We start from the raw sequence: 23178 nt of genomic DNA, 5'->3' as shown, positions 1-23178 counted from the left end.
GGGAATGCCGACAATCATCACGGCGGCACTCGCCGCCGTCGCGCTGACGTTCACCACCGCCAACTCCGTCGCCACCGGTGACCAGGACACGGCCGCGATCGCGACGAACCGCTACGGCCAGACGGCCGTGGTGTGGGAGGACAACCGCGACGGCGCGCACGACGACGTGTGGGTCCGGCTGTTCACCAACGGCGTCGCGAAGTACGAGAAGAATCTGTCCGCCGGCGGCTCCGCGAACTGGACGCATCTGACCCCGGACGTTGGCATCGACGACAACGGCAACGCCGTCGTGGTGTGGGCCGAGGACGGCGACGGCAACGGGGTGTTCAACATCCAGTACCGGGTGCTCTCCCCGACCGGCACCGTCACCGCGTCCGGGCGGGCCAACGCCGACACGGCCGGCGGCCAGATCCTGCCCAAGGTCGCGGTCGACCCGGACGGCGCCCCGACGAGCGGCGCGGTCGCGTTCACGGTCGCCTGGGAGGACGTGCAGGGCAGCGTGTACACCGTCAAGGCGGCCGGATACACGGGGCCGGCGACGAAGGCGTACGAGGTCTTCGCGTCGCCGCAGACCGGGCAGCACCACCGGCCCGACGTCGCCGTCAGCGCCTCCGGCGACGCGCTGGTCGTCTGGGACGAGGACGCCGACGCCAACGGCTACTACAACATCGGCCTCGTCGGCCTGGCCAAGGCGAACGGCGCGGTCACCCTGTCCCGGCGCAGCGCCAACAGCCTGGGCGACGGCCAGCAGCGCCACGCCGCGATCGCGGCCGACTTCACCGGCGGCTTCGCGGTCGCGTGGGAGTCCGACCACACCGGTACCGCCGGCGTGTGGACCCGCTCCTTCGCCCCCGGCGCCGTGGCCCGCGGCCCCGAGACCCTGGTCGCCGACGGCGGGACGAGCCCGGCGATCGGCGTCGACGGGCAGGGCGGCACCGTGGTGGCGTGGACGGCCGGCCAGGACGTCTGGGCCCGCGGCAGCGGCTTCCCGGCCCAGCTCGCGAGCCAGGTGTCCACCGGCCGCCAGGAGCAGATCGGGGTCGCCGTCGACACCTGGGGCAACTTCGCGGTCGCCTACACCGACGACAACGACGGCAACGGTTATGACCAGGTGATCCTCGGCACCGGCGGGGTCAACTCAGGCTGGTGAGCACGACCTCCTTGACGCGGGCCCGCAGCCAGCGGTGCCCGCCGTCGGCGTCGAAGCGCGCGTGCCAGGCTTGGGCCAGCTCCAGCGGGGGCAGGTCCAGGCCCGGCACGGGCAGCGGGACCAGGTTGAGCACGGCCATCGTGGCCCGCCCGAACCGCTCCGCCCCCAGCCCCACCAGGTCGGTCTGCGCCACCATGAGCATCGCCGCCGCGTAGGTCGGGGTGGCCAGCGCGACCCGGCGCCGCAGGCCACGCCGCTCCAGCAGTTCGTCGATCGGCCCGGTGAGCTTGCCCCGCCGCGACGCGCTGACGTGCACGGCGTCGGCGAACCGCCGCAGTGTGAGCCGGCCGCGGGTCAGCGGGTGCCCGGCCCGCACGATCGGGACCAGGCGCTCCCGGAGCAGTACCTCCGTGCGGATCTCCGGCGGCGGGTCGGTGACCACGCCGATGTCGAGGTCGACCTCCCCCGAGCGCAGGGCCGGGGCGTCGGTCTGCGGGGTCTCGCCGAGGAACCGCAGCCGCACCCCGGGCGCCTCGGCCGCGATCCGCCCGATCAGCGGCGCCGCCACCGAGACGGCCAGGTCGCTGGCGAGCAGGGTGAACGTTCGGTCCAAGGTGGACGGGTCGGGGGCGGCGGGGGCGGCGAAGACGGCGTGGGCGCGGTGCAGCAGCTCGCGGACCTCGGCCCGGATCTCCACCGCCCGCGGCGTCGGCACCATCCGCCGCCCGGAGCGCACCAGCACCGGGTCGTGCAGCGCGGTCCGGATCCGGGCGAGGGTGCGGCTCATCGCCGGCTCGGACAGGTGCAGCCGGGCCGCCGCCCCGGTGACGCTGTTCTCCTCGAGGAGCGCGTCGAGGGCGGTGAGCAGGTTCAGGTCCAGATGCATATGGTGCATTATTGCTGTACGAACTATGCATTTGAAGTTAGGTCAAACAGCTCGCACGATCGAGTCGTGACCCTGCTGCTCATGTTGCTGACCGTGGTCCTGATCCAGGCCATGGTCGCCGGGATCAACCTCGCGATCCCGTCGCTCGCCGCCGGCGACCTGCACCCGTCGCACACCGACCTCGTGTGGGTCGTCGACGGGTACGTCCTCGTCTTCGCGGCCCTGCTCATCCCCCTCGGCGCGCTCGGCGACCGGATCGGCCGCAAACGCGCGGTCGCCTGGGGCCTGGCCCTGTTCACCGCGTCGTGCGTGATGTGCGCCCTCGCCCCCAACGTCCTGACCCTCCAGCTCGGCCGGGCCCTCGGCGGCGCCGGCGCGGCCATCGCCCAGCCGGCCACCCTCGGCGTCCTGATCGCCGTCTACAAGGAGCAGCGCGCCCGCGTGGTGACCCTGTGGACGGTCGCCCTCGGCGTCGGCGGCATCGCCGGCAACCTCGGCGCGGGCGCGGTGCTGCGCACGGCCGGGTGGCCGTGGTTCTTCTGGGCCTTCGTGCCCGCCGCGGTCGTGATCCTGGTGCTGACCGCCGCATTGGTACCGCACGTGCCGCGCTACCCGAGCCATACGTCCACAGTGGACACCGTCCTGCTCGTCGCCGGCCTCTTCACCCTCCTGTACGGCATCATCGAGGGCCCCGAGCACGGCTGGGCGTCGCGCTCCGTGCTGGGCGCGTTCGCCCTGGCCGTGCTCCTGCTGGCGGCCTTCGTGGGGCGCGGCCTGCGCGGCCGCAGCCCGCTGCTCGACCCGCGCGTGTTCGCCATCCCCTCGGTCCGCGCCGGCACGCTCGGCGTCGGCGCGACGTTCCTGGCCCTGTTCGGCCTGTTCTTCGTCAACGCGCAGTTCCTGCAGGACGTGAAGGGCTACTCGCCGCTGCTCACCGGCTTCGCGGTCCTGCCCCTGGCGGCCGGCATGCTGTTCATGTCGGCGGTGGCGAGCCGGACGGGCGGCGGCCGCGCGACGATCGCGGCCGGCATGGCGCTGATCGCGCTCGGCCTGGTCCTGCTGTCCTTCGTCCAGGGCGACACGCCGTATCCGTGGTACGCCCTGTGCCTGCTCGTCACCGCGGCCGGGATCGGCCTGTGCGCCCCCGCGCTGACCACGGGCGTCCTGCGCGGCCTGCCACCGGCTCAGGCCGGCCTGGGCTCCGGCCTCAACTCGGCCGCCCGCGAGGTCGGCGCCGCGCTGGGCGTCGCCGTGATCGGCTCCGTGCTCAACTCCACCACCTCGTTCACCGCCGGCATCGCGGTCGGCTACCGCATCCTGGCCGCGATCCTGGTGGTCTTCGGCGCGGCCGCGGTGGCGATGTGGCCCCGCACCGCCGTGGTCAGCGGCCCAGATGGACGAACGCCGCCCACGACCGCGGGTCCGCGAGGCTGGTCCGGTCGCAGCGCCCGGCCAGCGCCGGCGGCATCCCCGGCAGCGGTTCCCGGCCCGGATCGAGCATCCACAGCTGAGCCGCGCGCAGCGCGTCGACCGGCGCCCGGCGCTCCGCCGACAGGTGATGGTGCAGTGCGTACATGAGCAGCGCCGTGTCGTCGTCGGGGACACGCCACAGCGACCCGAAGACGGTGCGCGCCCCGCCGGCCAGGAACGCGGTCGCCATGCTGATCGCCTCGTCGTGCACCGAGCCGGTGGCCCCGGTGGAGCAGGCCGACAGCACGACGCGCTCCAGGTCCAGGTCGGCCGAGCGGGACAGCTCCAGCAGCCGCCGGGCCGGCAGCCGCTCACCGGCCAGCGCCAGGAACGCGTCCACGGGCCGGTCCGGCTCGATGTGCCCGTGGCAGGCCAGGTGCAGCAGCGACGGCCCGCGCCCGGGCGCCGACACCCAGGACAGCACGTCGGCGACGGCCGGTCGGGACAGCAGCGTGCCCCGCGGGTAGAAGTTCTGGATCGCCCGCGCCTCCAGCACCGCGTACTGCAGGCCGGCCTGCTCGTCGGTGACGATGAGCGCCGACTCGGGCGTCCGCGGCGAATGCCGGGCGGAGACGCAGAACATCCGGGCCGACACGCCGTAGGAGAGCACGAGCTCCTCGACCGCGTAGCGGCGCCGCGCCCCGTCACCGCTGAACGCCGCGTGCCAGGGCACCCGCCCCAGGCCGCCGGCGGGCACCAGCACGAGCCGCGGCGGCCGCCGCAAGTGCCATTGCCGGGTGTACCGCACCAGCGCCCCGACCGCGGCGGTCCACGCCCACCGGCCGAGCTCGTCGAACCCGAGCCCGGCCGGCCCGTCGGCGGGTCGCAGGTCGCGCGGCGCGGCGCCGGTCACGGCCGGCGCCGGGACCGTCCGCAGCCCGGGCAGCGGCAGGATCTCGACCGGCCCGGCGACCGGCACCACGACCGCCAGGCCGCCCTGCCACTCGTCGGCCGGCACGAGGTAGACCAGCGCGTCCGACCCGGTGGCGGTCAGCGCCGCGCGGATGCGGGCCGGCCCGGCCGGCGCGAACACCGCGGCGTCCGCGCTCAGCGCGTGCAGCGCCCGCTCCCGCAGATCGTCCGGCCCGTCCGCGCCGCCCCGCCACCGCGCCGCCAGCTCCGGGTGCCCGGCGCCGGCCAGCAGCTCGGGAACGACCCGGGACGTGGACACGGCGTGCAGCACCAGGCCGCGCCCGGCGTCGAGGGCGGCCACCAGGTCGTCGAGCGCCGCCGGGTCGTCGCCCGCGTCCGCGACGCACCAGCCGGCCACCAGCCGGACCGTCGCCGCGGCCGACCGGGCGGCGTCGAGGGACTGGTCGTCCCCCGACTGCAGCAGCGCCTGCCAGTTGGCCGCCAGCAGCGCCGACAGCCCGATGCGGCGGCTGCCCGCCAGGTCCGGCCGGTCCAGCATCCGCAGGCTCAGGGCGTGGCACTTCGCCAGCACCGCCCAGCGCTGGTGGTGTGGCCCGCCGGCCAGTGCGCACGCCTCGGCGAGGCGGTCGGCCGCGCGGCGGGCCGCGGCCCGGTCGGCCCGGTCCCGGCGGGCGAGCTCCAGCTCGGCCGACCCGGCGACCTCGCAGGCCATGGTGCGCAGCAGCCGGTGCTCGGCCGGGAACCACGGCAGCAGGGCGGTCGCCTCCCGCGCGGCCCCGCGCAGGGTGGCCAGGTCGTCGCGGGCCGCGGCGGTGAACACCACGACCCCGAGCCGGGCGACGCGCTCGGCCGCCCCGGCCATCGACGTCGGCGCGGCGGGCGCCGGGCCGAGATCCACCGGCGCCCCGTCGAGCAGTGCGGCCATCGCCTCCAGCGACCCGGCCACCAGCCGGCCCTCGTCACCGTCGCCGGGCTGCTCCGCGGCCAGCCGCCGGGCCTCGGCCAGCGCGGTCCGGGCGGCCGCGGTGTCGTCGCGCATGAGGTGGCGCCAGGCGTCGCCGACGGCCGCGAGCCAGCCGTCGCCGGCCGCGCCGTGCTCGCGGACCAGCGCCCGGGCCGCGTCGAAGGCCCGCAGGTCACCGCTCTGCGCGCTCTGGTTCAGGCGCAGGCCGGGCATCGTCTCGGCGAAGACCGCCCGGGAGTGCTCCGCGAACCGCGGCGAGGCGGCGACCTCGCCGAGGACCTCCATCGCCCGCAGCCGGTCGGCCCCGTCACCGCTCTGCAGCCCCACGAACGAGCGCGCGCTGTCCAGCTCCGCCCGCCAGTGCGGGTCGGGCATGGCGACGTGCTCGTACGGCGTGATGAGGGCCAGCACCCGCTCCACGTCGAAGGGCCGGTGCTCCCGGCCGGCCACCGTGATCTCGGTCAGCGCGAGGGTGCCGGCCAGCCGGGCCCGGTTCACCAGGTCGGCGCCGAGGGCGGAGCCGAGGGTCGCGGCCGCCTCGTCGACGGCCGTCCGCAGCTGCGCGTCGCTCGCCGCCCCGCGCCCGTGCAGCTCGGACACGGCCCGCAGGTTGTCGCGGGCGATCCGGGCGGCCAGGTCGGGCTCGGGGCCGTACCCCCCGGCGGTCCGGAAGCAGGCGACCGCCTCGGCGACGCCGCCGTCCTCGCCCAGGAGGTACCACCGCTGGAAGTGCACGTTGGCCAGCAGGTTCCAGCACTCGGCGGCGAGCGGGTCACCGGCACCGGCACCGTCGGCGGCGAGCCGGGCCAGGCGCAGCGCCTCGGCGACATCCGCGGCCGCGTGGGTGCGCTCGGCCCGGTCGAGGTACAGCGACCCGCAGCCGAGATGGGCCAGGGTGTGGCCGGGCACCCGGTCGAGCACCGCCGTCCACAGCTCGATGGCCCGCTCCCGGAGGCCGTCGTCGACCCGGGAGTCGCTCCACTGCCGCTGGTAGGCCAGGGCCAGCCCCATGGACAGCGTGACCGTCTCGCCGAAGCCGTCCTCGGCCGTGCCCGCGAGCTCCCGCTCGACGACCGCGATCGCCGCCGCCATCGGGGCGCCGGTCGGGATCTCCGCGAGGGCGCCGACGAGCGCACCGGCGCCGGCCTCGAGGTCGTCCGGGTCGGCGGCGGTACCGAATCGGCGGATCAGGCGTAGGCCCTCAGCTATGCGCGCATCGAAACTCACACCCGCAGCTGACGGACGGACGGCCCGGCATTTTTCGAGATTTGTCAGATCTTCTGCCCGAGCTATTGTTGATGCGTCAAACAGTGTGGTGAGGAGCGCTCATGATCCAGGTCGAGGTCTGGTCCGACATCGTCTGCCCGTGGTGCTACATCGGCAAGCGGCGGCTCGAAGGGGCACTGGCGAAGTTCCCGGGCGAGGTGTCCGTCGAGTGGCGCAGCTTCCAGCTCGACCCGTCGACGCCCACCGGCGACCCGCGGACCGTCGGCGAGTCCCTGGCCGCGCGCCGGGGTTTCACGGCCGCCCAGGTCAAGGGCATGTTCGCCAACGTGACGGCGATCGCGGCCGAGGAGGGCCTCGACTACGACTTCGACCGGGCGCGCACCGCCAACACCCTCGACGCGCACCGGCTGCTGCACTTCGCCAAGGCCCACGGGCGGCAGGGTGAACTCAAAGAGCGGCTGATGCGGGGGTACTTCACCGAGGGCGCCGACGTCGGTGACCACACGGTGCTCGCGGGCCTCGCGGCCGAGGTGGGGCTGGACGAGGTCGCCGCCAAGCAGGCCCTGGCCGACGGCGCCTACGCGCAGGACGTCGAGGCGGACATCGCGCAGGCCCGGGCGTACGGCATCAGCGGCGTCCCGTTCTTCGTCTTCAACCAGCGCATCGGCGTCTCCGGGGCCCAGCCGCTCGAGGTGTTCGAGCAGGCCCTGGCGCAGTCCTCGCCGCTGACCGTGCTGAAGGCACCCGAGGGCACCGCGAGCGCCGCCGCCGGCGAGTGCGCCGACGACTCCTGCGCGATCTGAGACGGCCGCAAATTCTAGGCCCCGCGGGCGCACAGTCAAGCGGTGGATAGATCACCGTGAACATGAGTGACTACTTTCCGGCAGGCACGCTCCCGCCGTCCGGTTTTACAGTGCACTCATGACCGCTGATGTTCTGCACAGCTACCGCATGCAGGTGGCCCGTGGGGTGCGCAGGCTCGCGCAAGACGACACCGAGCAGGTGGCCCGGCTGCTGGAGAGCGACGGTCATCCGCAGGCCGAGACCAGCGTCGCCGAGCGGCTCCAGCGCTGGTGCGAGCACCCGGACGGGGCCGCGTTCGTGTGGGACGAGCGGGGCAAGCTGCTCGGCGTCATCGCCGCCCACGTGATCCCCTCGTTCGAGGTCGACGGGGCCTGGCTGCGCATCGTCGCCCTGGCCGTGGACGAGTCGGCCCGCGGCCGCGGCATCGGGACGAGCCTGGTCGCGGCGGCCGAGACGTTCGGGCTCCTGCGCGGCTGCTCCAGCGTCGAGGCGACCAGCCTGCGCACGCGCGAGGGCGCGCACGCGTTCTACCGGGCCCTGGGCTACCAGGACCGCACCGACGCCGCCGGCCGCTTCCAGCGCCGCCTGCCCTGACCAGCGGCGGCACGAAAAGTCGGGCGCTGCGCGCCACGACTTTTCGGATTTATCGCCCGACGGGGTATACGCAGAAGTTCCGACCGATTTGCATCTTTGTGCAGGCGGAGCTAAAGAAGATCTCCGGCTCAGCCACCCAAACGGGTGCCCAGAGCCGTCGCGACCTTCACCAGACCGTCCTCCGCCCCGGCCGGCAGCTCGCCCCCGCCCAGGTTGACGACGGACAGCACGACGATGAGGTTGCTGACCCGCATGCTGATGACCTGGGGCGCCCCGATCGCCTTGGTCCGCTGCCGGATCGCCTGCTCCCCGACGCCCTTGAGGGTCTCGGTGTCCCCGCCCGCGACCGCGGTCAGGTAGCGCGACGCGAGCTCCGGGCCGCCGACGGTGCCGTGCTTGGTGACGAGGGTGTAGCCGACGTTGATCTGCACTTGCCCGTCCGACGCGGTGCAGTTGTCGCCGTCGGTCTCGACCCGGGCCGCGCTGAGCACCGGCGCGAACGTCGACGCGTCCATGACCCCGCAGCCGGGGACCGCGGTGAAGCGGCCCGCCTCGGCGAAGGCGCCGAGCGAGTACGCCATGCCCAGCCCGGTCGCCGCCACCGCCGCCAGCACCGCCGCCGAGATCAGGACAATTCGCCAGAGCCGCTGCATCGCTGCAGTGTAGGTCCCGCCCCGGTGCTGTGCTCCACCTGAAGTCTCGATTAAGCCCGTGGCCCGCGGGGCCAGGGCCCTGGTAGCAACGACGGCAGTGGAACCACATGCACCGTATGCAGAGACGACGATGACCGTCCCGAGACAGCGTCAGGCCGGATCGCTCGCGGCCCCCGCCGCGCGCCCCGTCGCCCACAACAACGCCGGACGGTTCCTGCTCCGTACCCTCTTCTGGGGCGGCCTCGCGCTCGCCGTGCTCCCCTGGTGGCTCGCCACGAAGCCCGGCTCGATCGACACGCCGGCCGACGTGTTCCAGGCCTCCGGGCGGGTCACCGGCCTGATCGCCGGCTATCTGCTGCTGATCCAGGTCATCCTCATGAGCCGGCTGGGCTTCCTGGAGCGCTGGATCGGCGCCCGGCACCTGGGCCTGTGGCACCGCGAGCTGGGCGGCTCGGTCCTGGTCATGATCCTGGCGCACGCGGCGCTGATCACGGTCGGCTACGCCTACGCCGACAATGTGCCGTTCACGAGCGAGCTCGGCACGCTGCTGACCGAGTACGCCGACATGGTCACCGCGTTCATCGCGGCCGGCATGCTGGTGATCATCGGCCTGCTGAGCATCCGGCAGCTGCGCCGGGCCCTGCCCTACGAGCTCTGGTACTTCCTGCACCTGACCTCCTACCTGGCGCTGCTGCTCGGCTTCGCGCACCAGTTCTCCGACGGGCAGGAGCTGTACCGGCCCGGCCTCGGGCGCACGGTCTGGATCGGGTTCTACGTCGCCACGATCGCCGCGGTCGTCCTCGGCCGGATCATGGGCCCGCTGTGGCTCAACCTCCGCCACCGCCTCCGCGTCGCCGACGTGGTGGCCGAGGGCCCCGACATGGTGTCGATCTACATCACCGGCGCCCGGCTGCACGACCTCGACGCCCAGGCCGGCCAGTTCTTCCGCTGGCGCTTCCTCGGCCGCGGCCTGTGGTGGCAGGCCCACCCGTTCTCCCTCTCGGCCGCACCCAACGGCCGCTGGCTGCGCCTGACCGTGAAGACCGTCGGCGACCACACCAAGCGGCTGCGCGACCTGCGCCCCGGCACCCGGATCTTCGTCGAGGGCCCGTGGGGCGACTTCACCGCCAGCCGCCGGATCAAGCAGCGGGCCCTGCTGATCGCAGCCGGCAGCGGCATCGGCCCGATCCGCGCCCTGCTGGAGGAGCTCCCGCCGGGCGCCATCGTGGTCTACCGCGCGAGCGCCGTGCACGACCTGCACCTGCGCCACGAGCTCGAGCAGCTCTCCGAGCTCCGCCACGCCCAGCTGTGGTTCGTCGTCGGCGACCGCCGCGCCCCCGGCCCGCGCCGCCTGTTCACCCCGGCCGGCCTGCGGGACCTGGTCCCGGACATCACCGAGCGCGACGTGTACCTCTGCGGCCCCGACGGCCTCATCCAGCAGTCCCTCGCCGTGCTGCGCCGCCTGCGCGTCCCCCGCCGCCAGGTTCACCCGGACCCGTTCGAGTTCTAGAGGAGTTGGACCGCATGCGACGCGCCCTCATGGCCCTCATGGGCACAGCGGCGGGCACTGTACTGCTGGTCGGTGCGAAGGCCGGCTTCAGCAGCCCGAGCGACCAGCCGCTGCAGCCGCAGTCGGCCCAGGGCCCGATCCCGGGGACGTCACCGGCTCCGGGAGGCTCCGTGCCACCCAGCGGCGCGGCCCCGGCCGACCTCGCGGCCGGGGCGGGGGCGAAGACGACGGCACCGCCCGCCGGCACCAAGACCACCGCGCCCGCGGGCAAAGCCACGACGACCGCCGCCGCCAAGCCGCCCCGCACGACGATGAAGAACGGGACCTTCAACGGCAACCCGATCTACGTCGAGTACGGCAACGTGGAACTCTCGATCGTCGTAGCCGGTGGCAAGATCACCGATGTCAAGGTCCTGGACTCGCCGAGCGAGCACTCCCGGTCGGTGCAGATCAACACCACGGCCCTGCCGAAGCTGCGCAGCGAGGCCCTGGCCGCCCAGAGCGCCGACATCGACACCGTCTCCGGCGCCACGTACACCAGCAGCGGCTACAAGCTCTCCCTGCAGTCCGCCATCGACCGTGCCTTCCAGGCCTGATGACGCACAGCCTGGTCCGGGTCGAACACGTCATGGGCATGGCGATCAGCCTCGACCTGGACGACGACCGCCCGGTGCACGAGCTGGAGCGCCTGGCCGACGGGGTGTTCGACTGGCTGCGGCTGGTCGACGGCGTGTTCAGCACCTACAAGCCGGACAGTGACGTCAGCCGCCTGGGCGGCGGCGCCCTGCGCCGCGAGGACTGCTCCCCGCTGGTCGGCGAGGTCCTGGACCGCTGCGCCGAGCTGTGGACCGAGACCGACGGCTACTTCGACATCAACGCCGGCGGCCGGCTGGACCCGTCCGGCTACGTGAAGGGCTGGGCCGTCCAGCGGGCCTGCGACCAGCTCCTGGAGGCCGGCTCGGCCAACCACTGCCTGAACGCCGGCGGCGACATCTTCGTCCGCGGCGCCCCGAAGGGCCGCGACACGTGGCGCGTGGGCATCCGCCATCCGTGGGAGGCGATGTCCGTAGCGTGGGTCCTGGAGGTCACCGACACCGCGGTGGCCACCTCGGGCACGTACGAGCGCGGTCTGCACGTCCTGGACCCGTTCACCGGCACCCCGGCGAAGGATCTGCGCTCGGTGACGGTGGTGGGCCCGGATCTGGGCACCGCCGACGCCTACGCCACCGCCGCCCTGGCGATGGGCCACGCCGGCATCGCCTGGCTGGCCACCCTCCCGAACCACGAATCCGCCGTCGTCACCGAGTCCGGCGAGGCCTTCCGCTCCGACGGCCTCCCCGTCGCCCTGCCCCAACCCAGCTGACCACCCGAAGGTGCGGAGCCGGGTCAGCCGGCGGCCAAGGACAGGTATTCGATCAGGTGCTCGTGGGTCGGGGCGCTGTCGTCGGGCTTGAAGCGCAGGTAGCGCAGCCGCCGGCCGGTGCCCTCCAGCAGGCCGTGGGGGTCGGGGAGGTCGGCACCGTGCTCGAAGCCGACCGAGACGTGGTCCCGGGCCGGGTAGACGGCGGCGACGCAGCCGTGGGACGGGTGGTGGAACCCGACGGCCGGCCAGCCGCGGTAGACGCGTTCGGTCAGGTCCGGGCGGGCGGCCAGGATCACCTCGCGGAGGTGGCGTGTCAGCGCGCCGATGCTGGCGCAGTGCTCCGCTAGCAGCTCCTCGAACTCCGAGGGCACCCCGTCACCCGTCATACCTCCACCCCACCACAGGGGTACGACACTTTTTCGCCCCCATTCCCGCCTGCCGGGACGGCGGGGCGGACCAATGGCGAGGGCGTGGTCACCAGTCGAACGGCTCGCCGCGGACCTCGCCGCTGGGCAGGAGGGCGCGGTTCGTGTACACCCAGCGCTGCACGACCACGTAGCGGTGCCCGTGCGGCAGGCGGGCCTCGAACGGGCCGCAGTCGTGGTTGGGGGCGAAGTCGGTGAACAGCACGCCGGTGCAGTCGTGCGGGCCGTCGGCCGGCTCGTCGGTGTCGGCGTCAACGATGGTCATGCCGACGTCGGCCTGCACGCCGGGGATGCCCTGCATGTGGCCGACGATCCGGACCCGGTCCTCGGCCAGGGCGTGGCAGGGCTGGGCCAGGACCGGGTGGCCGAGGTCCCACGTGTACTGCTTGCCGCAGATCCACGGGCCGAAGATCGGTGAGCCCTCCGCGTGCGCGCCGGGCGGCTGCGACGGGGCGGGGCTCGGGTCGCCGGCTCGCAGCGCGCCGGGGCTGCGGGTGGTCGACACCGCGGCGGGGGCGGTGCTGTGCAGTCCGGCGGACGGGGGTGCGGCCGGGGCCGGGATGGCGGGGGCGCCCTCGGCGACGCCGTCCGGGTGGTCGCGGTGCAGATAGCGCCAGGCGGGCAGGGCGAGCAGTCCGAGCACAGCCAGTACCACCGCGAAAATCGCCCATCGGGAACGGGTCGGGGCCTGGCGCTGCTGCGGCAGCGGCGGGTGCAGGGTGGTCAGGCGCTCGTCGACCGACTGCGGCGGCAGCGGGGGGTCGTCGGCGGTCCGGCGGGCCACGTTGCGCAGGGTCACGGCCAGGTCGCGGGCGGTCGGGCGGCGGCCCGGGCGCTTGTCCATGCACTCCTGGACGACCTGCCAGACGGCGTCGGGCAGGCCGTGGACGCGGCGCGGGGACTCGTCGACGTGGCGGCGCAGGATCGCCCAGGCCGGGCCGCCGGCGTATGTGGGGCGGCCCGTCGTGAGCTCGAAGAGGACCACGCCCAGGGCGTAGATGTCGGCCGGAGGGGCCGGGCGGCCGCCGTAGACGGCCTCGGGGGCCACGTAGTTCGCGGTACCCACCAGCGCACCCGGCGTCGTCATGCTCGGCGTGTCGAGGACCCGGGCGATGCCGAAGTCGGTGAGGCGGCAGTGCAGCTCGCCGTCGACGCGGTCCAGCAGGATGTTGTCGGGCTTCAGGTCGCGGTGGATGACGCCGCGGCGGTGGGCGGCCGAGAGCGCGTCGGCGACCTGGGCCAGCAGGGTGGCCGCCTCGGCCGGGGCCAGGGTGCCGCGCTCGTGCAGGTAGTCGCGCAGGCTGCCGCCCTCGACGAGGTCCATGACCAGGCCGAGGGACGTGCCGACGGTGACCAGGTCGCGGACCCGGACGATGTGGGGGTGGCGCAGCATGAGCAGAATCGCGCGTTCCTGCACGAACCGGTTCACGGCCTTGGGCTCGGACATCAGGTCCTCGCGCAGGAGCTTCACCGCGACCTGCTCGCCGCCGTCCAGCGCCCGGGCCCGCCACACGGTGCCGGTGCCGCCGCCGCCGATGGGCTCGACCAGCTCATACGCGTCACCGATGCGGTAGCCGGTCAGATCACCGCTGCGGTGATCATCCGTGTCGTAGCGCATTTCGGGCGGAGTACGCATCGGGGTATTGGTACATAACGCACACCGATGGTCACAAGTTGGACCCGCATATACGACCCCCACGGGGGAACGGCGCGCGTTTGCACACCATCACAGGTACCGATGCATGATATGAAAGTCGACCAGCCCGTGTTTGGCGCTCTGGAAACCGTCGGGGATGGTGCCGACGATGATGAACCCGAGCGAGCGCCACAGCCGCACGGCCACGGTGTTGGTCGAGACGACGGCGTTGAACTGCATGGCGGTGTACCCGAGCGCCCGCGCCCGGTCCAGGCAGTGCTCACCGAGCGTGCGGCCGAGGCCGCGGCCGCGGGCCCGGGACGACACCATGAAGCTCGCGTTGGCCACGTGCGCACCGAGCCGGCCCTTGTTCGGCCCGACCTTGTACATCCCGAGCACGGCCCCGTCCTCGGCCGCGACCCACTGCTCCCACGGCGGGGCCGGCAGCCAGTGCTCGCGCGCGTCGGCCGCGGTCGAGTCCGGTGCGTTGTCGTAGCTCTCGCCGGCCGCGACCACCTCGTGCCACACGTCCCACACACCCGGCCAGTCACTGTCCGCAAAGCGCCTGATCTCCACGCTGTTCATTCAACACGCGAGATGGCAGGCTCTGCATTCGTGTTCGACGTGTTGCAGGACGCTCTCGGCCGCCAGCCGTCACCGCCGCGTGAGGTGGTCATCGCGACCGCCGTGGCCGCCCTGCTGGCGGTGCTGATCCGCCCCCTGTGGAAGGTCATGCGCAACTTCATCACGATCGCGCACGAGGGCGGTCACGCGCTCGCGGCCGTGCTCAGCGGCCGCCGCCTGTCCGGCATCCGCCTGCACTCGGACACCTCCGGCCTGACCCTGTCCCGCGGCCGCCCCAACGGCCCCGGCATGGTCATCACGGGCCTGGCCGGCTACATCACGCCGTCCCTGCTGGGCCTGGCGGCCGCGGCGATCCTGGGCGCCGGGCGGATCACGATCCTGCTGTGGCTGCTGCTGGTCCTGCTCGTCGCGATGCTCATCATGATCCGCAACTTGTACGGCGTGATCTCGGTCGTCGTGGCCGGGGCGATCATCTTCGCGGTCTCCTGGTTCGCCGACCCCCGGGTGCAGGGCGCGTTCGCCTACGCCTTCGCGTGGTTCATGCTGGCCGGCGGTGTGCGCGCGGTGTTCGAGCTGCAGCAGTCCCGGTTTCGCCGGCAGGCCCCCAACTCCGACGCCGACCAGATCGCCCGCCTGACCCGGGTCCCGGCGATCGTCTTCATCGGGTTGTTCGTGCTCGTCGTCCTCGGCTGCCTGGCCTTCGGCGTCCGGCTCATGCTGGGCCCGGTCGAGGACCTCTTCGGCTGATCGATTTCGATCTCACGTTACGTCGATCACAGCCCCACCGACCGTGCTTTCACGGTGGGAATCCTTGCGCGGATCCGTTAGAATGTATGTACGAAAGACGCTCTTGACCTGGGAGGAGAGCGCCAGTGACCGCGCCCGTAACCACCACCGGTTCCGTCCCCTACGCGACCCTGCTGAGCTTCACCCGCTACGTCGGACGCACCGGCCCGCGCAAGGCGAGCTTCGTCGGCGGCCTGCGCCGGCAGCGCGAGTCGGGGCACGGCTTCAACCCGCACGGGCAGCTCGTCAAGGCCCTGAAGGCGGACATTCAGTTCCGGACCGGCGGCACCTATCTCAACGCCGTCGTCGACCAGGTCAACCCGCGCTGGAAGCCGCTCTACGAGTCCGTGGTGCCCGGCGCGTTGCGCTACCTGGAGTCCCTCGAGACGCCGGTCGAGGTCACGCCGACGCGGGACGCGCTGTGCATGATCGGGACACTGCCCGTCAAGATCAACCCCCACTTCGGTCTGCGGTATCCGGACGGGCGCGGCGAGGCCGTGCGGCTGCACTTCGACGAGGACCCGCCGCAGGAGGAGGCTTCGACGGCGGCGCTGTTCCTGATGGCACGTCATATGGATCTCGTGCTGCCCAATGCTTCGCCGGTGCTCGTGGATCTTCGGCGGGGGGATGTGCTGCGGCCTTCCGGTCTCAAGGAGGCTGCAGTGGAGCGGTGGCTGGCCGGGGAGGCGGCGGCGTTTTCGGCCATGTGGGCGGCTTGATGCTTGAACGCTTTCTTTCTCCGGGGGGCCGGGGGGGAATGTGTGTCTTCTTCGTTTGGCCTTCGGCCATTGTGCTGCCTAGTTGGGCCTGCGAAATAGTGGTCCCGTGAAAGCTTTATTCCGCCCCTGAGTGCGGGAGCGGGCGTGATCTTCCTACCCCCCGGTGGTCACGCTCGCTTCCGCATTGCACAGGGGTGGGATTTCTTCTGGGGGTCTTGGTTTGGAGAAGTAGAAGCCCTGCGCTAAGCGGTAGCCCAGCTCCAGTAGGCGTTTTGCCTGGGCTTCCGTCTCGACGCCCTCGGCTACCGCCTCCAGGCGTAGGGCCTGGGCTATCTCGCTGATCGAGGTGGCTATCGCTTCCTGTTCCACCGTGCCGGTTACGCCGTCTACGAACGATTTGTCCACCTTGAGGACGTCTACTGGGCAGGTTCGCAGGAGGCCCAGAGAAGAGTGGCCGGTTCCGAAGTCGTCGAGGGCGATCTTTACGCCGCCGGCGTGTAGTGCTTTTACCGTGTCCAAAGCCCGGCCGCCGCCGAAGACCGCCGTCTCCGTTATTTCGATGTTCAGGCGGGACGGCGCCAGGGCGGACTCGGCCAAGGTTGACTTCACCGTGTCGGCGAACGTCGGCTCCAGGAGCTGGCGGGCCGAGGCGTTGACGCTGATCTTTCTCGGGGCGGCCTCGCCCAGAATGTTCGTCCACGCTGCCGCTTGCCGGCAGGCCTGTTGCAGTACCCAGGCGCCGATCGGGACGATCAAACCGGTTCGCTCCGCCACCGGAATGAACTGCGCGGGGCTCACCAGGCCCCTCGTCGGATGGTGCCAGCGGACCAGTGCCTCCACGCCCTGGATCTCGCCGTTGGGCAGGCCCACGATCGGTTGGTACACCACCCGCAGTTCGTCGCGGTCCAGGGCCTGGCTCAGCTCGGCCGCCAGCTGGGCGTGCTCCACGGCGTGGGCGTCGAGCTCGGGGCCGTACTCCACCCAGCGGCTCTTGCCCAGTTCCTTCGCGGCGTACATCGCCATGTCGGCCCGGCGCAGCAGGTCGCTCGCGTCGCAGTCGGAGGTGTGGGCGGCCACGCCGATGCTCGCCTGGACCAGGAGCTCGTAGCCGGCCGCCCGCACCGGAGCGGCCAGGGCGTCGATGAAGGCCTCGGCGATCGCCGTGCTCTGCGCGCGGTCCGACGCCGGGAGCAGTACCGCGAACTCGTCTCCGCCCAGTCTTGCCACCACGTCGCCCGCCCGGACCGTCGTGCGCAGGCGCTCCGCGACCTCCACCAGCAGCGCGTCGCCCACCGCGTGGCCCAGCCGGTCGTTGATGGCCTTGAAGTCGTCCAGGTCGATCAGCGCCAGCGCGAGGCCCGCCTCCAGGTGGCCGGCCCTCGACTCGGTCACCGCCTCCGCCGTCCGCGCGGCGAACAGGGCGCGGTTGGCCAGGCCGGTCAGGCCGTCGTGGCTCGCCTGGTAGCTCAGCTGGTCCTGGTAGCGGCGGGACTCGGTGATGTCCCTGGCGTTCGCGACGACGCCGCGGACGCTCGGGTCGTGCAGCAGGTTCGTGGCCACCACCTCGAACCAGCGCCAGGTGCCGTCGGCGTGGCCCAGGCGCAGCTGGAGGGTGGTGGTGCTGCCGGGGACGGCGATGCCGCCGAGGGACCCGGTCAGGAGGTCCAGGTCGGCCGGGTGGACCAGGCCGCGGAGGCTGATGTCGGCGGCGGCCGGTTCGGCGGTGAAGCGCAGGAGGCTGGGGCTCGCGTAGGTGACGTGGAAGTCGGCGTCGCAGATGGCCATCATGTCGGCGGCGTGCTGGACCAGGGAGCGGAAGCGGCGTTCGTGGCGGCGCAGCTCCAGCATGCTGGTGTCGACCTGGGCCAGCAGGTGCGAGTTGTCATACAGGGACAGCAGCTGCCGGGCCACGACCAGCAGCGTCAGCAGGACCGAGCCGCCGACCAGGATGCGGGTGCCGCTCGGGTCGTCGTCGATGCCGGACAGGACGAACGCGTCGGCGACCACGATCGCCGCGTACGGGACCAGGCTGAACGGGCGGCCGCGGCGGCGGGCCACCGCGGCCGCGGGCTCGGCGAACGCGCGGCGCTGGCGGACCGCGGCCAGGGCGAGGCCGATGCAGCAGACCGGGATCGACATCTGGACGTTGTTCAGATACGGCCGCGACTCCAGCAGCGGGGCCGAGGCGCCGGTCAGGGCCGCGACCAGCAGCGTGCCGCCCATGGTCCAGAGGGCCCGGCGGTCCAGGGCGCCCGCGCCGGCCAGGGCGACCTTGGCCAGGGCCAGCATCGCCGCGAACAGCATCAGCAGGATGCCGAAGAGGGTCCAGGAGGTGCCGGTGACGCTGGTCAGGCTGACCGACGAGCGGGCCGCGAAGAACCCGGCGACCAGCATGGCGGCGGCGATGACCACGGCCATGTCCAGGCCGAACGTGAGCAGTGCGCGCCGGCTGCGCTGCCCCATCGGCAGGCGCAGCAGGGCATACACGACGACGCCGACCGCTGTCAGGTACAGCACCATCGTCAGCGCGCTCGAGTGCTGGGTGGGCGCACCCGGGCCCACCAGCGAGTCGTAGGCGCTGCTCACCATCGCCGCCAGGATCAGGGCGAGGATGAAGGCCAGATGCCGCCAGAAGCGACCGGCCCGGCGGTCCGGGGCCGCGCGGGCGGTGTGCAGGAGCACGACGATCGTGAGCACCGCGCACGCGGGGGCCGGCAGCCAGCCGAGGGCCGGGTGCACCAGCGGGCCGGGCCACTGTGCGGCCAGCCAGGCCAGGCTGAGCACCGCCAGACCCATCGTCCAGCGCAGCAGCCGCACGTCCACCCGGAGAACCCCTTGCAATCGATGTCGCCGAGCAAGGCATCGGCTGATCGCATCCCCAGTTAAGCGCCCGAAGTGAGGGGATTAACACACTTCGGGAGATAGGAGCGAAATGTTTGGAATTCCAGATACTGCAAGGCAAGGTCATGATCAATAAGTAGTCAGGCGGTCACTCATCGATGGTCTCCGGTGCTAGGTTGACCGCATCGCGCTTCCTCACCCTCGCGCACCGTAGCGGGCCGGCAGAAGAGAGAAAGGGATGCCATGACGGAGGGACGGCATCACCGGCGTCGTGATGACGACGACGTCACGGCCGACGGGATCTATATCCCGCCCCCGCGTGAGATGCCACGCCCACCGGCACCACCGCCCCGGACGTCCGAGCCGGTCGACTGGTCGCCACCCCCGCCGCCCGCCGATGCCCCCTCCCCGTGGGCACCCTCGGCGGCCGGCGGACCCCCACCGGCGCCGCCGCCGCCCGCCCGGACCGAAGGCACGCCTCCGCAGGACCCGAGCCACGCGCGATCGTCGGCGTGGGCCGCCCGCCCCTCCCCCTGGGCGCCGGCCGACGACGACGAGTACTCCGACGGCCACCCCGCGGAGTACGAGGAGGAAGAGCCGTATGCGCCGGCGGTGGACGTCCCCCCGCCGCCGCCGGCGCATACGGCCGCCATCGCACCGCGCCGGGAGGACTGGCTCCCGCCGCTGTATCCGCAGGAGTGGCCGGCCGACACCCGCCAGCCGGAGCGACACCCGGCGCCCCCGCCACCACCGCCGCCGACGGCACCGCCCCGGCTCCGCGAGGACGAGCACCACGCCTCCGGCACCAAGGTGTGGATCGCCGTCGGGGTGGTCATCGTGGCGCTCGCCGTCGCGGCCGGGGTCGCCGTCGGCCTCAACCTGGCCTCCCGCGGCGGCGACAGCGGTCCGCCGCCGGCCGGGGCCGGGGCCGCCGCCGAGACCTGCGGCGGGCGCGGGGTGCTGCGCGTCACCGTCACCCCCGAGCTCGCCCCCGTCGTCGAGCAGGCCGCCACCGACATCGGCGTCAACCTGGCCGGCGGCTGCCAGCTCATCGCGGTCACCGCCACCGACACCTACGCCGGCGGCGAGGCCTGGATCCCGGCCACCGCCGCCTGGGCCCAGCTGGCCAAGTTCGACTACGCCCCCGACCCCGTCTCCCTGGCCCGCACCCCGGTCGTCATCGCCGCGCCCCGCGCCTACGCCGAGTCCTCCGGCTGGCCCGACAAGCAGCCGGCCTGGGCCGGGCTGGGCGCCGCGCTCAACAACGGCCAGGGCCCCAAGCTCAGCATGGGCAACCCGCTGCACGACACCGCCGGCCTGCTCGCCGCCATGGAGATCCAGAGCGCGATGGCCCGCACCACGACCGACCCCGGCATCGCCCAGATGCGGGCGCTGTCGGTGCGGGCCCGGCTGGCCGATCCGGAGGCGGTGCCGGCGAAGCTGTTCGAGAAGATGGCCCAGCAGACGGACTCGAGCAAGGCGCTCAAGGACGTCGGGCTGTTCACGGTGACCGAGCAGGAGCTGTGGAAGTACCAGCAGACCCGGCACCCGGTCGCCATGGCCGGCCTGTATCCCAGCGACGCCCTGCTGGAGGCCGACTACCCGCTGCTGCTCACCCCGAAGGCGGCGGGCGACGACGAGCTCAAGGCGCTCGTCAAGCGGCTGACCGACCGGATGCACGCCAAGGACTTCGCGGCCCAGCTGACCAGCCGCGGCCTGCGGCCCGTGGGTGACGGCGCGCCGAGCGGAGACGGGCTGACGGCCAAGTATCAGGCCGCGATCGGGCTGCCGGACAACGTGCCCGAGTGGGCCGCGACCTGGGCCCAGTACAAGCGGCAGGAGTACCACACGCTCCTGCTCGTCGACGCGTCCGCCTCGATGAACGACGAGGTGCACGACCGCTCCGGCAACACGACGACCAAGGCGGCCCTGCTGCGCTCGGCCGGGGTACAGGCGGCGCAGTTGTTCGGTGACGAGACCAGTCTCGGCGTCTGGATGTTCGCGTCGCCCGCGGCCACGGCGCCGCCGTTCACTGTGGCGCTGCCGTTCGGCCCGATGGACGAGAAGGTCGGGGACGTGCCCCGGCGCGAGGCCATGCGCAAGGTGGCCGAGAACTACGCGGCGCTGCCCAAGGCCGGGACGCCGCTGTTCGAGACGGTCCTGCAGGGCGTCGGCGACATGAAGAACCGGTTCGCCTCCGGCGCGGTCAACATCGTCGTCGTGCTGACCGACGGCCGCGACCAGGACTCGCGGTTCTCCATGCCCAAGGACCAGTTCCTGAGCCGGCTGGGCGGCCTGCGCGACCCCGGACGGCCGGTGGTGGTCTTCGCCATCGGATACGGCGGGGACGCGGACATGACCGTGCTGCGGGAGATGGCCCAGGCCACCGGAGGCAAGGCGGTGGCCTCCAACGACCCCGGAGATCTGGCGAGCGCGATGGCCGGAATCTTTCTCGCGGCCCACGCCCCGAGATAGGTGCATTCGCCGCAATCCGGGTAGACATGCGGAGCCCTCGACCGGGGCGACCATGTGTACGCGATTGGGGTGATGGCCATGAGCGGGCCGATCGTTGGCAAGCGCCGCCTGCGGGCCGAGCTGCGACGGCTCCGGCGCGAGCGGGAGCTGACCCAGGACCTGGTGGCGGCCGAGATGGAGTGGTCGCTGTCCAAGCTGATCCGCATCGAGAACGGCACGGTCGCCATCTCCGTGAGCGACCTGCGCAGCCTGCTGGCGTACTACCGGGTCCACGACCCGCGGACCGTCGACGAGCTGCTGGCCCTGGCCCGCGCGGCCAAGCGGCGAATGTGGTGGGACGAGTTCCGGCCGGTACTGTCCACACCGCTGGTGACCTACGTCGGCTTCGAGGCCGAGGCGGCCCGGGTCGGCGAGTGGGCGCCGGTGATGTTCCCGACGCTGCTGCAGACGCAGCGCTACGCCCACGCCACGACCGACACGGAGCGGCGGGTCGAGTTCCACCTGCGCCGCCAGGAGGAGTTCTTCTCCCGTGAAGCGCGTGAGGACCCGTTGTCCCTGCAGGTCCTGCTGGACGAGTCGGTGCTGCGCCGCAACCCGGTCCCGGGTGACGACGCGCTGCTGGTCGACCAGCTGGAGCACACGATCGAGGTGGCCGAGCGGCCCTACGCCGACGTGCGGGTCGTCCCGCCCGGCGCCGGCTACCACCCGGGCTGGGACGGCGACTTCACCCTGCTGGAGTTCGGCGCCGACGACGGGGTGCTGTGGCGCGGGGCCCTGCTGTGGGAGGAGCCGGAGCTGATCAAGGCGTATCGGGAGCTCCTCGACCGCCTCACGGAGAAGGCGCTGTCGCAGGAGGCCACGATCGACCTCCTGCGACAGATCGCCGGCGAGCTGAAGTAGGGGCTACTTCAGCTTCTCGTAGCAGGGCTTGTCGAGCTTGTAGGCCTTCGCCGTCGGGCCGACGAAGAAGTCCTTCACCAGTGGCACGTCCGCACCGCCGGTGCCGGTGGCGGGGCTGGAGATGATCGACTGGCGGACCTGCCCGTCGACGCCGCCGGCGTAGTTGCCGGCGCCCTCGGGCAGCATGCCCTCGTAGTCGACCTTGGTCAGGGTCTTGGCCGCCTTGACCAGGCCGGCGCGGGTCAGGTCGCCGCTGGCCTGGGCCGCCTTCAGGGCCGCGAGCAGCGGGTAGGACCAGACCCAGCCCGACGTGTAGCCGTCGTTCGGCGTGACGGAGGAGCCGAGCGCCTCGCGCATGGCCTTGTGGCCGGGTGTGTCGGTCGTGTAGGTCTTCCAGGGCCCGGACTGCAGGTAGAGGGCCTTGAGCGCGGGGGCCGCCGGGCTCTGCAGCAGGCCCGGGTTCCACGACGGGCTGGTGCCGATGAACTTGCCGGTGTAGCCGCGCTGGGCGGCCCCGCCGACGACGGCCGCGGTGTCGGCCGGCCCGGTGGTGATGATGACCAGGTCGGGCTTCTGGGTGGCGATCGCGTTGACCGCGCCGGCCTGCTTGTCGGTGCCGGAGTCGGTCTTCACGTCGATGAACGTCATGCCGTTCTGCTCCGCGGCGATCTTGGCCCCGGCGGCCGCGTCGTCGCCGTAGTCACCGGCTAGGTGTACCGCCATGACGGTCTTGGGCTTGAAGGTGTCCTTGGCGTAGTCGACGGCGTTCATCGACTCGAAGCAGTAGTTGGCTCCGGACTCGAGGATGTTGTCCTCGAACGCGTAGGCCGACGTCCAGGCGGCCGGAGCGGCCAGGACGTTGTTCTGCTTCATGTCGGGCAGGATGGCGGCCGTTGTCGGCGAGCCCAGTGACTGGGCCAGGGCCAGGATCTTGCCCTTGATCTCCTGGTACACCTCGTTGTGGGTCTGCGGGTTGTACTTGTTGTCGCGCACGTAGGTCTCGGCGTCGACGTCGTAGCCGCCGATGCCGCCCTGCGTGTTGACCCGCTTCCAGAACGCCTTCTGGGCCTCGGTGATCGGCACCGCGAGCGCGTGGAACGGCCCGACGGTGAGGTCGGAGATGATGCCGAGGTAGATGCAGCCGCGGTCCTTGTGCTCGGACTTCGGGCACGGCTCCTTGGTGATGCCGGTGTCGGTCTTCACGCCACCGGCGTTGTTGGCGGGGGTGTCGCTGTTGTCTTCGCCGCGGCAGGCCGAGAGCCCGGCCGCGGCGAGGACCGCGGCCAGGGTGAGAGCGATCGACCTCTTCATTGAAGC

At 72.5% G+C, this 23178-nt stretch carries 18 protein-coding genes and 1 pseudogene; 11 read left to right on the top strand and 8 right to left on the bottom strand.

What is annotated here, in order from left to right; translation table 11 throughout:
• Nucleotides 1-4 precede the first annotated feature (4 nt).
• Nucleotides 5-1150 carry a hypothetical protein gene (locus tag ACIA8L_RS05125; RefSeq protein WP_395900550.1) on the top strand — a complete coding sequence of 382 codons (1146 nt, stop codon included), beginning with the start codon at nucleotides 5-7 and terminating at the stop codon, nucleotides 1148-1150.
• Here ACIA8L_RS05125 and ACIA8L_RS05120 read toward each other — a convergent pair.
• Nucleotides 1134-2036: a LysR family transcriptional regulator gene (locus ACIA8L_RS05120; RefSeq protein ID WP_395900548.1), complete on the bottom strand. Its 903-nt coding sequence runs from the start codon at nucleotides 2034-2036 to the stop codon at nucleotides 1134-1136. The genes ACIA8L_RS05125 and ACIA8L_RS05120 overlap by 17 nt on opposite strands.
• Here ACIA8L_RS05120 and ACIA8L_RS05115 point away from each other — a divergent pair.
• Nucleotides 2031-3269, top strand: a pseudogene (locus ACIA8L_RS05115) (MFS transporter); the annotation flags it as partial. The gene ACIA8L_RS05120 and the pseudogene ACIA8L_RS05115 overlap by 6 nt on opposite strands.
• A 148-nt stretch (nucleotides 3270-3417) precedes the next feature.
• Here ACIA8L_RS05115 and ACIA8L_RS05110 read toward each other — a convergent pair.
• On the bottom strand, nucleotides 3418-6570 hold the full coding sequence (locus tag ACIA8L_RS05110; protein WP_395900546.1) for a CHAT domain-containing protein: 3153 nt from the start codon (nucleotides 6568-6570) through the stop codon (nucleotides 3418-3420).
• Between the two features lie 101 nt (nucleotides 6571-6671).
• On the opposite strand from ACIA8L_RS05110, the gene ACIA8L_RS05105 reads away from it, so the two are divergent.
• Complete coding sequence (locus ACIA8L_RS05105; RefSeq protein WP_395900544.1) at nucleotides 6672-7373, top strand: DsbA family protein; 702 nt, start codon at nucleotides 6672-6674, stop codon at nucleotides 7371-7373.
• Between the two features lie 118 nt (nucleotides 7374-7491).
• A complete protein-coding gene (locus tag ACIA8L_RS05100) occupies nucleotides 7492-7968 on the top strand; it encodes a GNAT family N-acetyltransferase (protein ID WP_395900543.1) in 477 nt (158 codons plus the stop codon).
• Nucleotides 7969-8096: 128 nt separating this feature from the next.
• Here ACIA8L_RS05100 and ACIA8L_RS05095 read toward each other — a convergent pair whose 3' ends face one another.
• Entirely contained in the window at nucleotides 8097-8621 is a 525-nt protein-coding gene (locus ACIA8L_RS05095) for a hypothetical protein (protein WP_395900542.1), read from the bottom strand.
• A 130-nt stretch (nucleotides 8622-8751) separates the two neighbouring features.
• Between ACIA8L_RS05095 and ACIA8L_RS05090 the strand changes: the two genes are divergently transcribed.
• Genes ACIA8L_RS05090 through ACIA8L_RS05080 form a run of 3 tightly spaced genes read left to right on the top strand, consistent with a single transcriptional unit; the run spans nucleotide 8752 to nucleotide 11494 of the window.
• A complete protein-coding gene (locus ACIA8L_RS05090; protein ID WP_395900541.1) occupies nucleotides 8752-10131 on the top strand; it encodes a ferric reductase-like transmembrane domain-containing protein in 1380 nt (459 codons plus the stop codon).
• Nucleotides 10132-10145: 14 nt separating this feature from the next.
• Nucleotides 10146-10727: an FMN-binding protein gene (locus ACIA8L_RS05085; protein ID WP_395900539.1), complete on the top strand. Its 582-nt coding sequence runs from the start codon at nucleotides 10146-10148 to the stop codon at nucleotides 10725-10727.
• On the top strand, nucleotides 10727-11494 hold the full coding sequence (locus tag ACIA8L_RS05080) for an FAD:protein FMN transferase (RefSeq protein WP_395900537.1): 768 nt from the start codon (nucleotides 10727-10729) through the stop codon (nucleotides 11492-11494). The genes ACIA8L_RS05085 and ACIA8L_RS05080 overlap by 1 nt, the downstream gene beginning before the upstream one ends.
• A 23-nt stretch (nucleotides 11495-11517) precedes the next feature.
• Here the strand turns inward: ACIA8L_RS05080 and ACIA8L_RS05075 are convergent, their stop codons facing one another.
• The 3 genes from ACIA8L_RS05075 to ACIA8L_RS05065 all read right to left on the bottom strand — a co-directional run bounded on the left by ACIA8L_RS05075 (nucleotide 11518) and on the right by ACIA8L_RS05065 (nucleotide 14140).
• Nucleotides 11518-11880, bottom strand: coding sequence for a DUF1801 domain-containing protein (locus ACIA8L_RS05075; protein WP_395900535.1), 363 nt, complete (start codon nucleotides 11878-11880; stop codon nucleotides 11518-11520).
• An 88-nt stretch (nucleotides 11881-11968) separates the two neighbouring features.
• Entirely contained in the window at nucleotides 11969-13555 is a 1587-nt protein-coding gene (locus ACIA8L_RS05070; RefSeq protein ID WP_395900534.1) for a serine/threonine-protein kinase, read from the bottom strand.
• 90 nt (nucleotides 13556-13645) lie between these two features.
• On the bottom strand, nucleotides 13646-14140 hold the full coding sequence (locus tag ACIA8L_RS05065) for a GNAT family N-acetyltransferase (protein ID WP_395900532.1): 495 nt from the start codon (nucleotides 14138-14140) through the stop codon (nucleotides 13646-13648).
• A gap of 12 nt (nucleotides 14141-14152) precedes the next feature.
• Between ACIA8L_RS05065 and ACIA8L_RS05060 the strand changes: the two genes are divergently transcribed.
• Nucleotides 14153-14887 carry a M50 family metallopeptidase gene (locus ACIA8L_RS05060; protein WP_395900530.1) on the top strand — a complete coding sequence of 245 codons (735 nt, stop codon included), beginning with the start codon at nucleotides 14153-14155 and terminating at the stop codon, nucleotides 14885-14887.
• Between the two features lie 125 nt (nucleotides 14888-15012).
• Nucleotides 15013-15645, top strand: a complete 633-nt coding sequence (locus ACIA8L_RS05055; protein ID WP_395900529.1) for a hypothetical protein — start codon at nucleotides 15013-15015, stop codon at nucleotides 15643-15645.
• Between the two features lie 153 nt (nucleotides 15646-15798).
• Here the strand turns inward: ACIA8L_RS05055 and ACIA8L_RS05050 are convergent, their stop codons facing one another.
• The gene (locus ACIA8L_RS05050; protein WP_395900527.1) at nucleotides 15799-18468 is read right to left on the bottom strand and encodes an EAL domain-containing protein; all 2670 of its coding nucleotides are present in this window, start codon (nucleotides 18466-18468) and stop codon (nucleotides 15799-15801) included.
• Between the two features lie 261 nt (nucleotides 18469-18729).
• Between ACIA8L_RS05050 and ACIA8L_RS05045 the strand changes: the two genes are divergently transcribed.
• Together ACIA8L_RS05045 and ACIA8L_RS05040 are read left to right on the top strand one after the other, a co-directional pair.
• The gene (locus ACIA8L_RS05045) at nucleotides 18730-20961 is read left to right on the top strand and encodes a hypothetical protein (protein ID WP_395900525.1); all 2232 of its coding nucleotides are present in this window, start codon (nucleotides 18730-18732) and stop codon (nucleotides 20959-20961) included.
• 78 nt (nucleotides 20962-21039) lie between these two features.
• Nucleotides 21040-21861: a DUF5753 domain-containing protein gene (locus ACIA8L_RS05040; protein WP_395900523.1), complete on the top strand. Its 822-nt coding sequence runs from the start codon at nucleotides 21040-21042 to the stop codon at nucleotides 21859-21861.
• Between the two features lie 3 nt (nucleotides 21862-21864).
• On the opposite strand, the gene ACIA8L_RS05035 is transcribed toward ACIA8L_RS05040, so the two are convergent.
• Nucleotides 21865-23172 (bottom strand): ABC transporter substrate-binding protein, encoded by a 1308-nt coding sequence (locus tag ACIA8L_RS05035; RefSeq protein ID WP_395900521.1) that lies wholly within the window; start codon nucleotides 23170-23172, stop codon nucleotides 21865-21867.
• Nucleotides 23173-23178: the final 6 nt, after the last annotated feature.

Origin of the sequence: Dactylosporangium sp. NPDC051541 (genome assembly GCF_044454505.1) — a bacterium.
Lineage (GTDB): Bacteria > Actinomycetota > Actinomycetes > Mycobacteriales > Micromonosporaceae > Dactylosporangium.
This window is presented reverse-complemented; position numbering and strand designations above follow the sequence as displayed.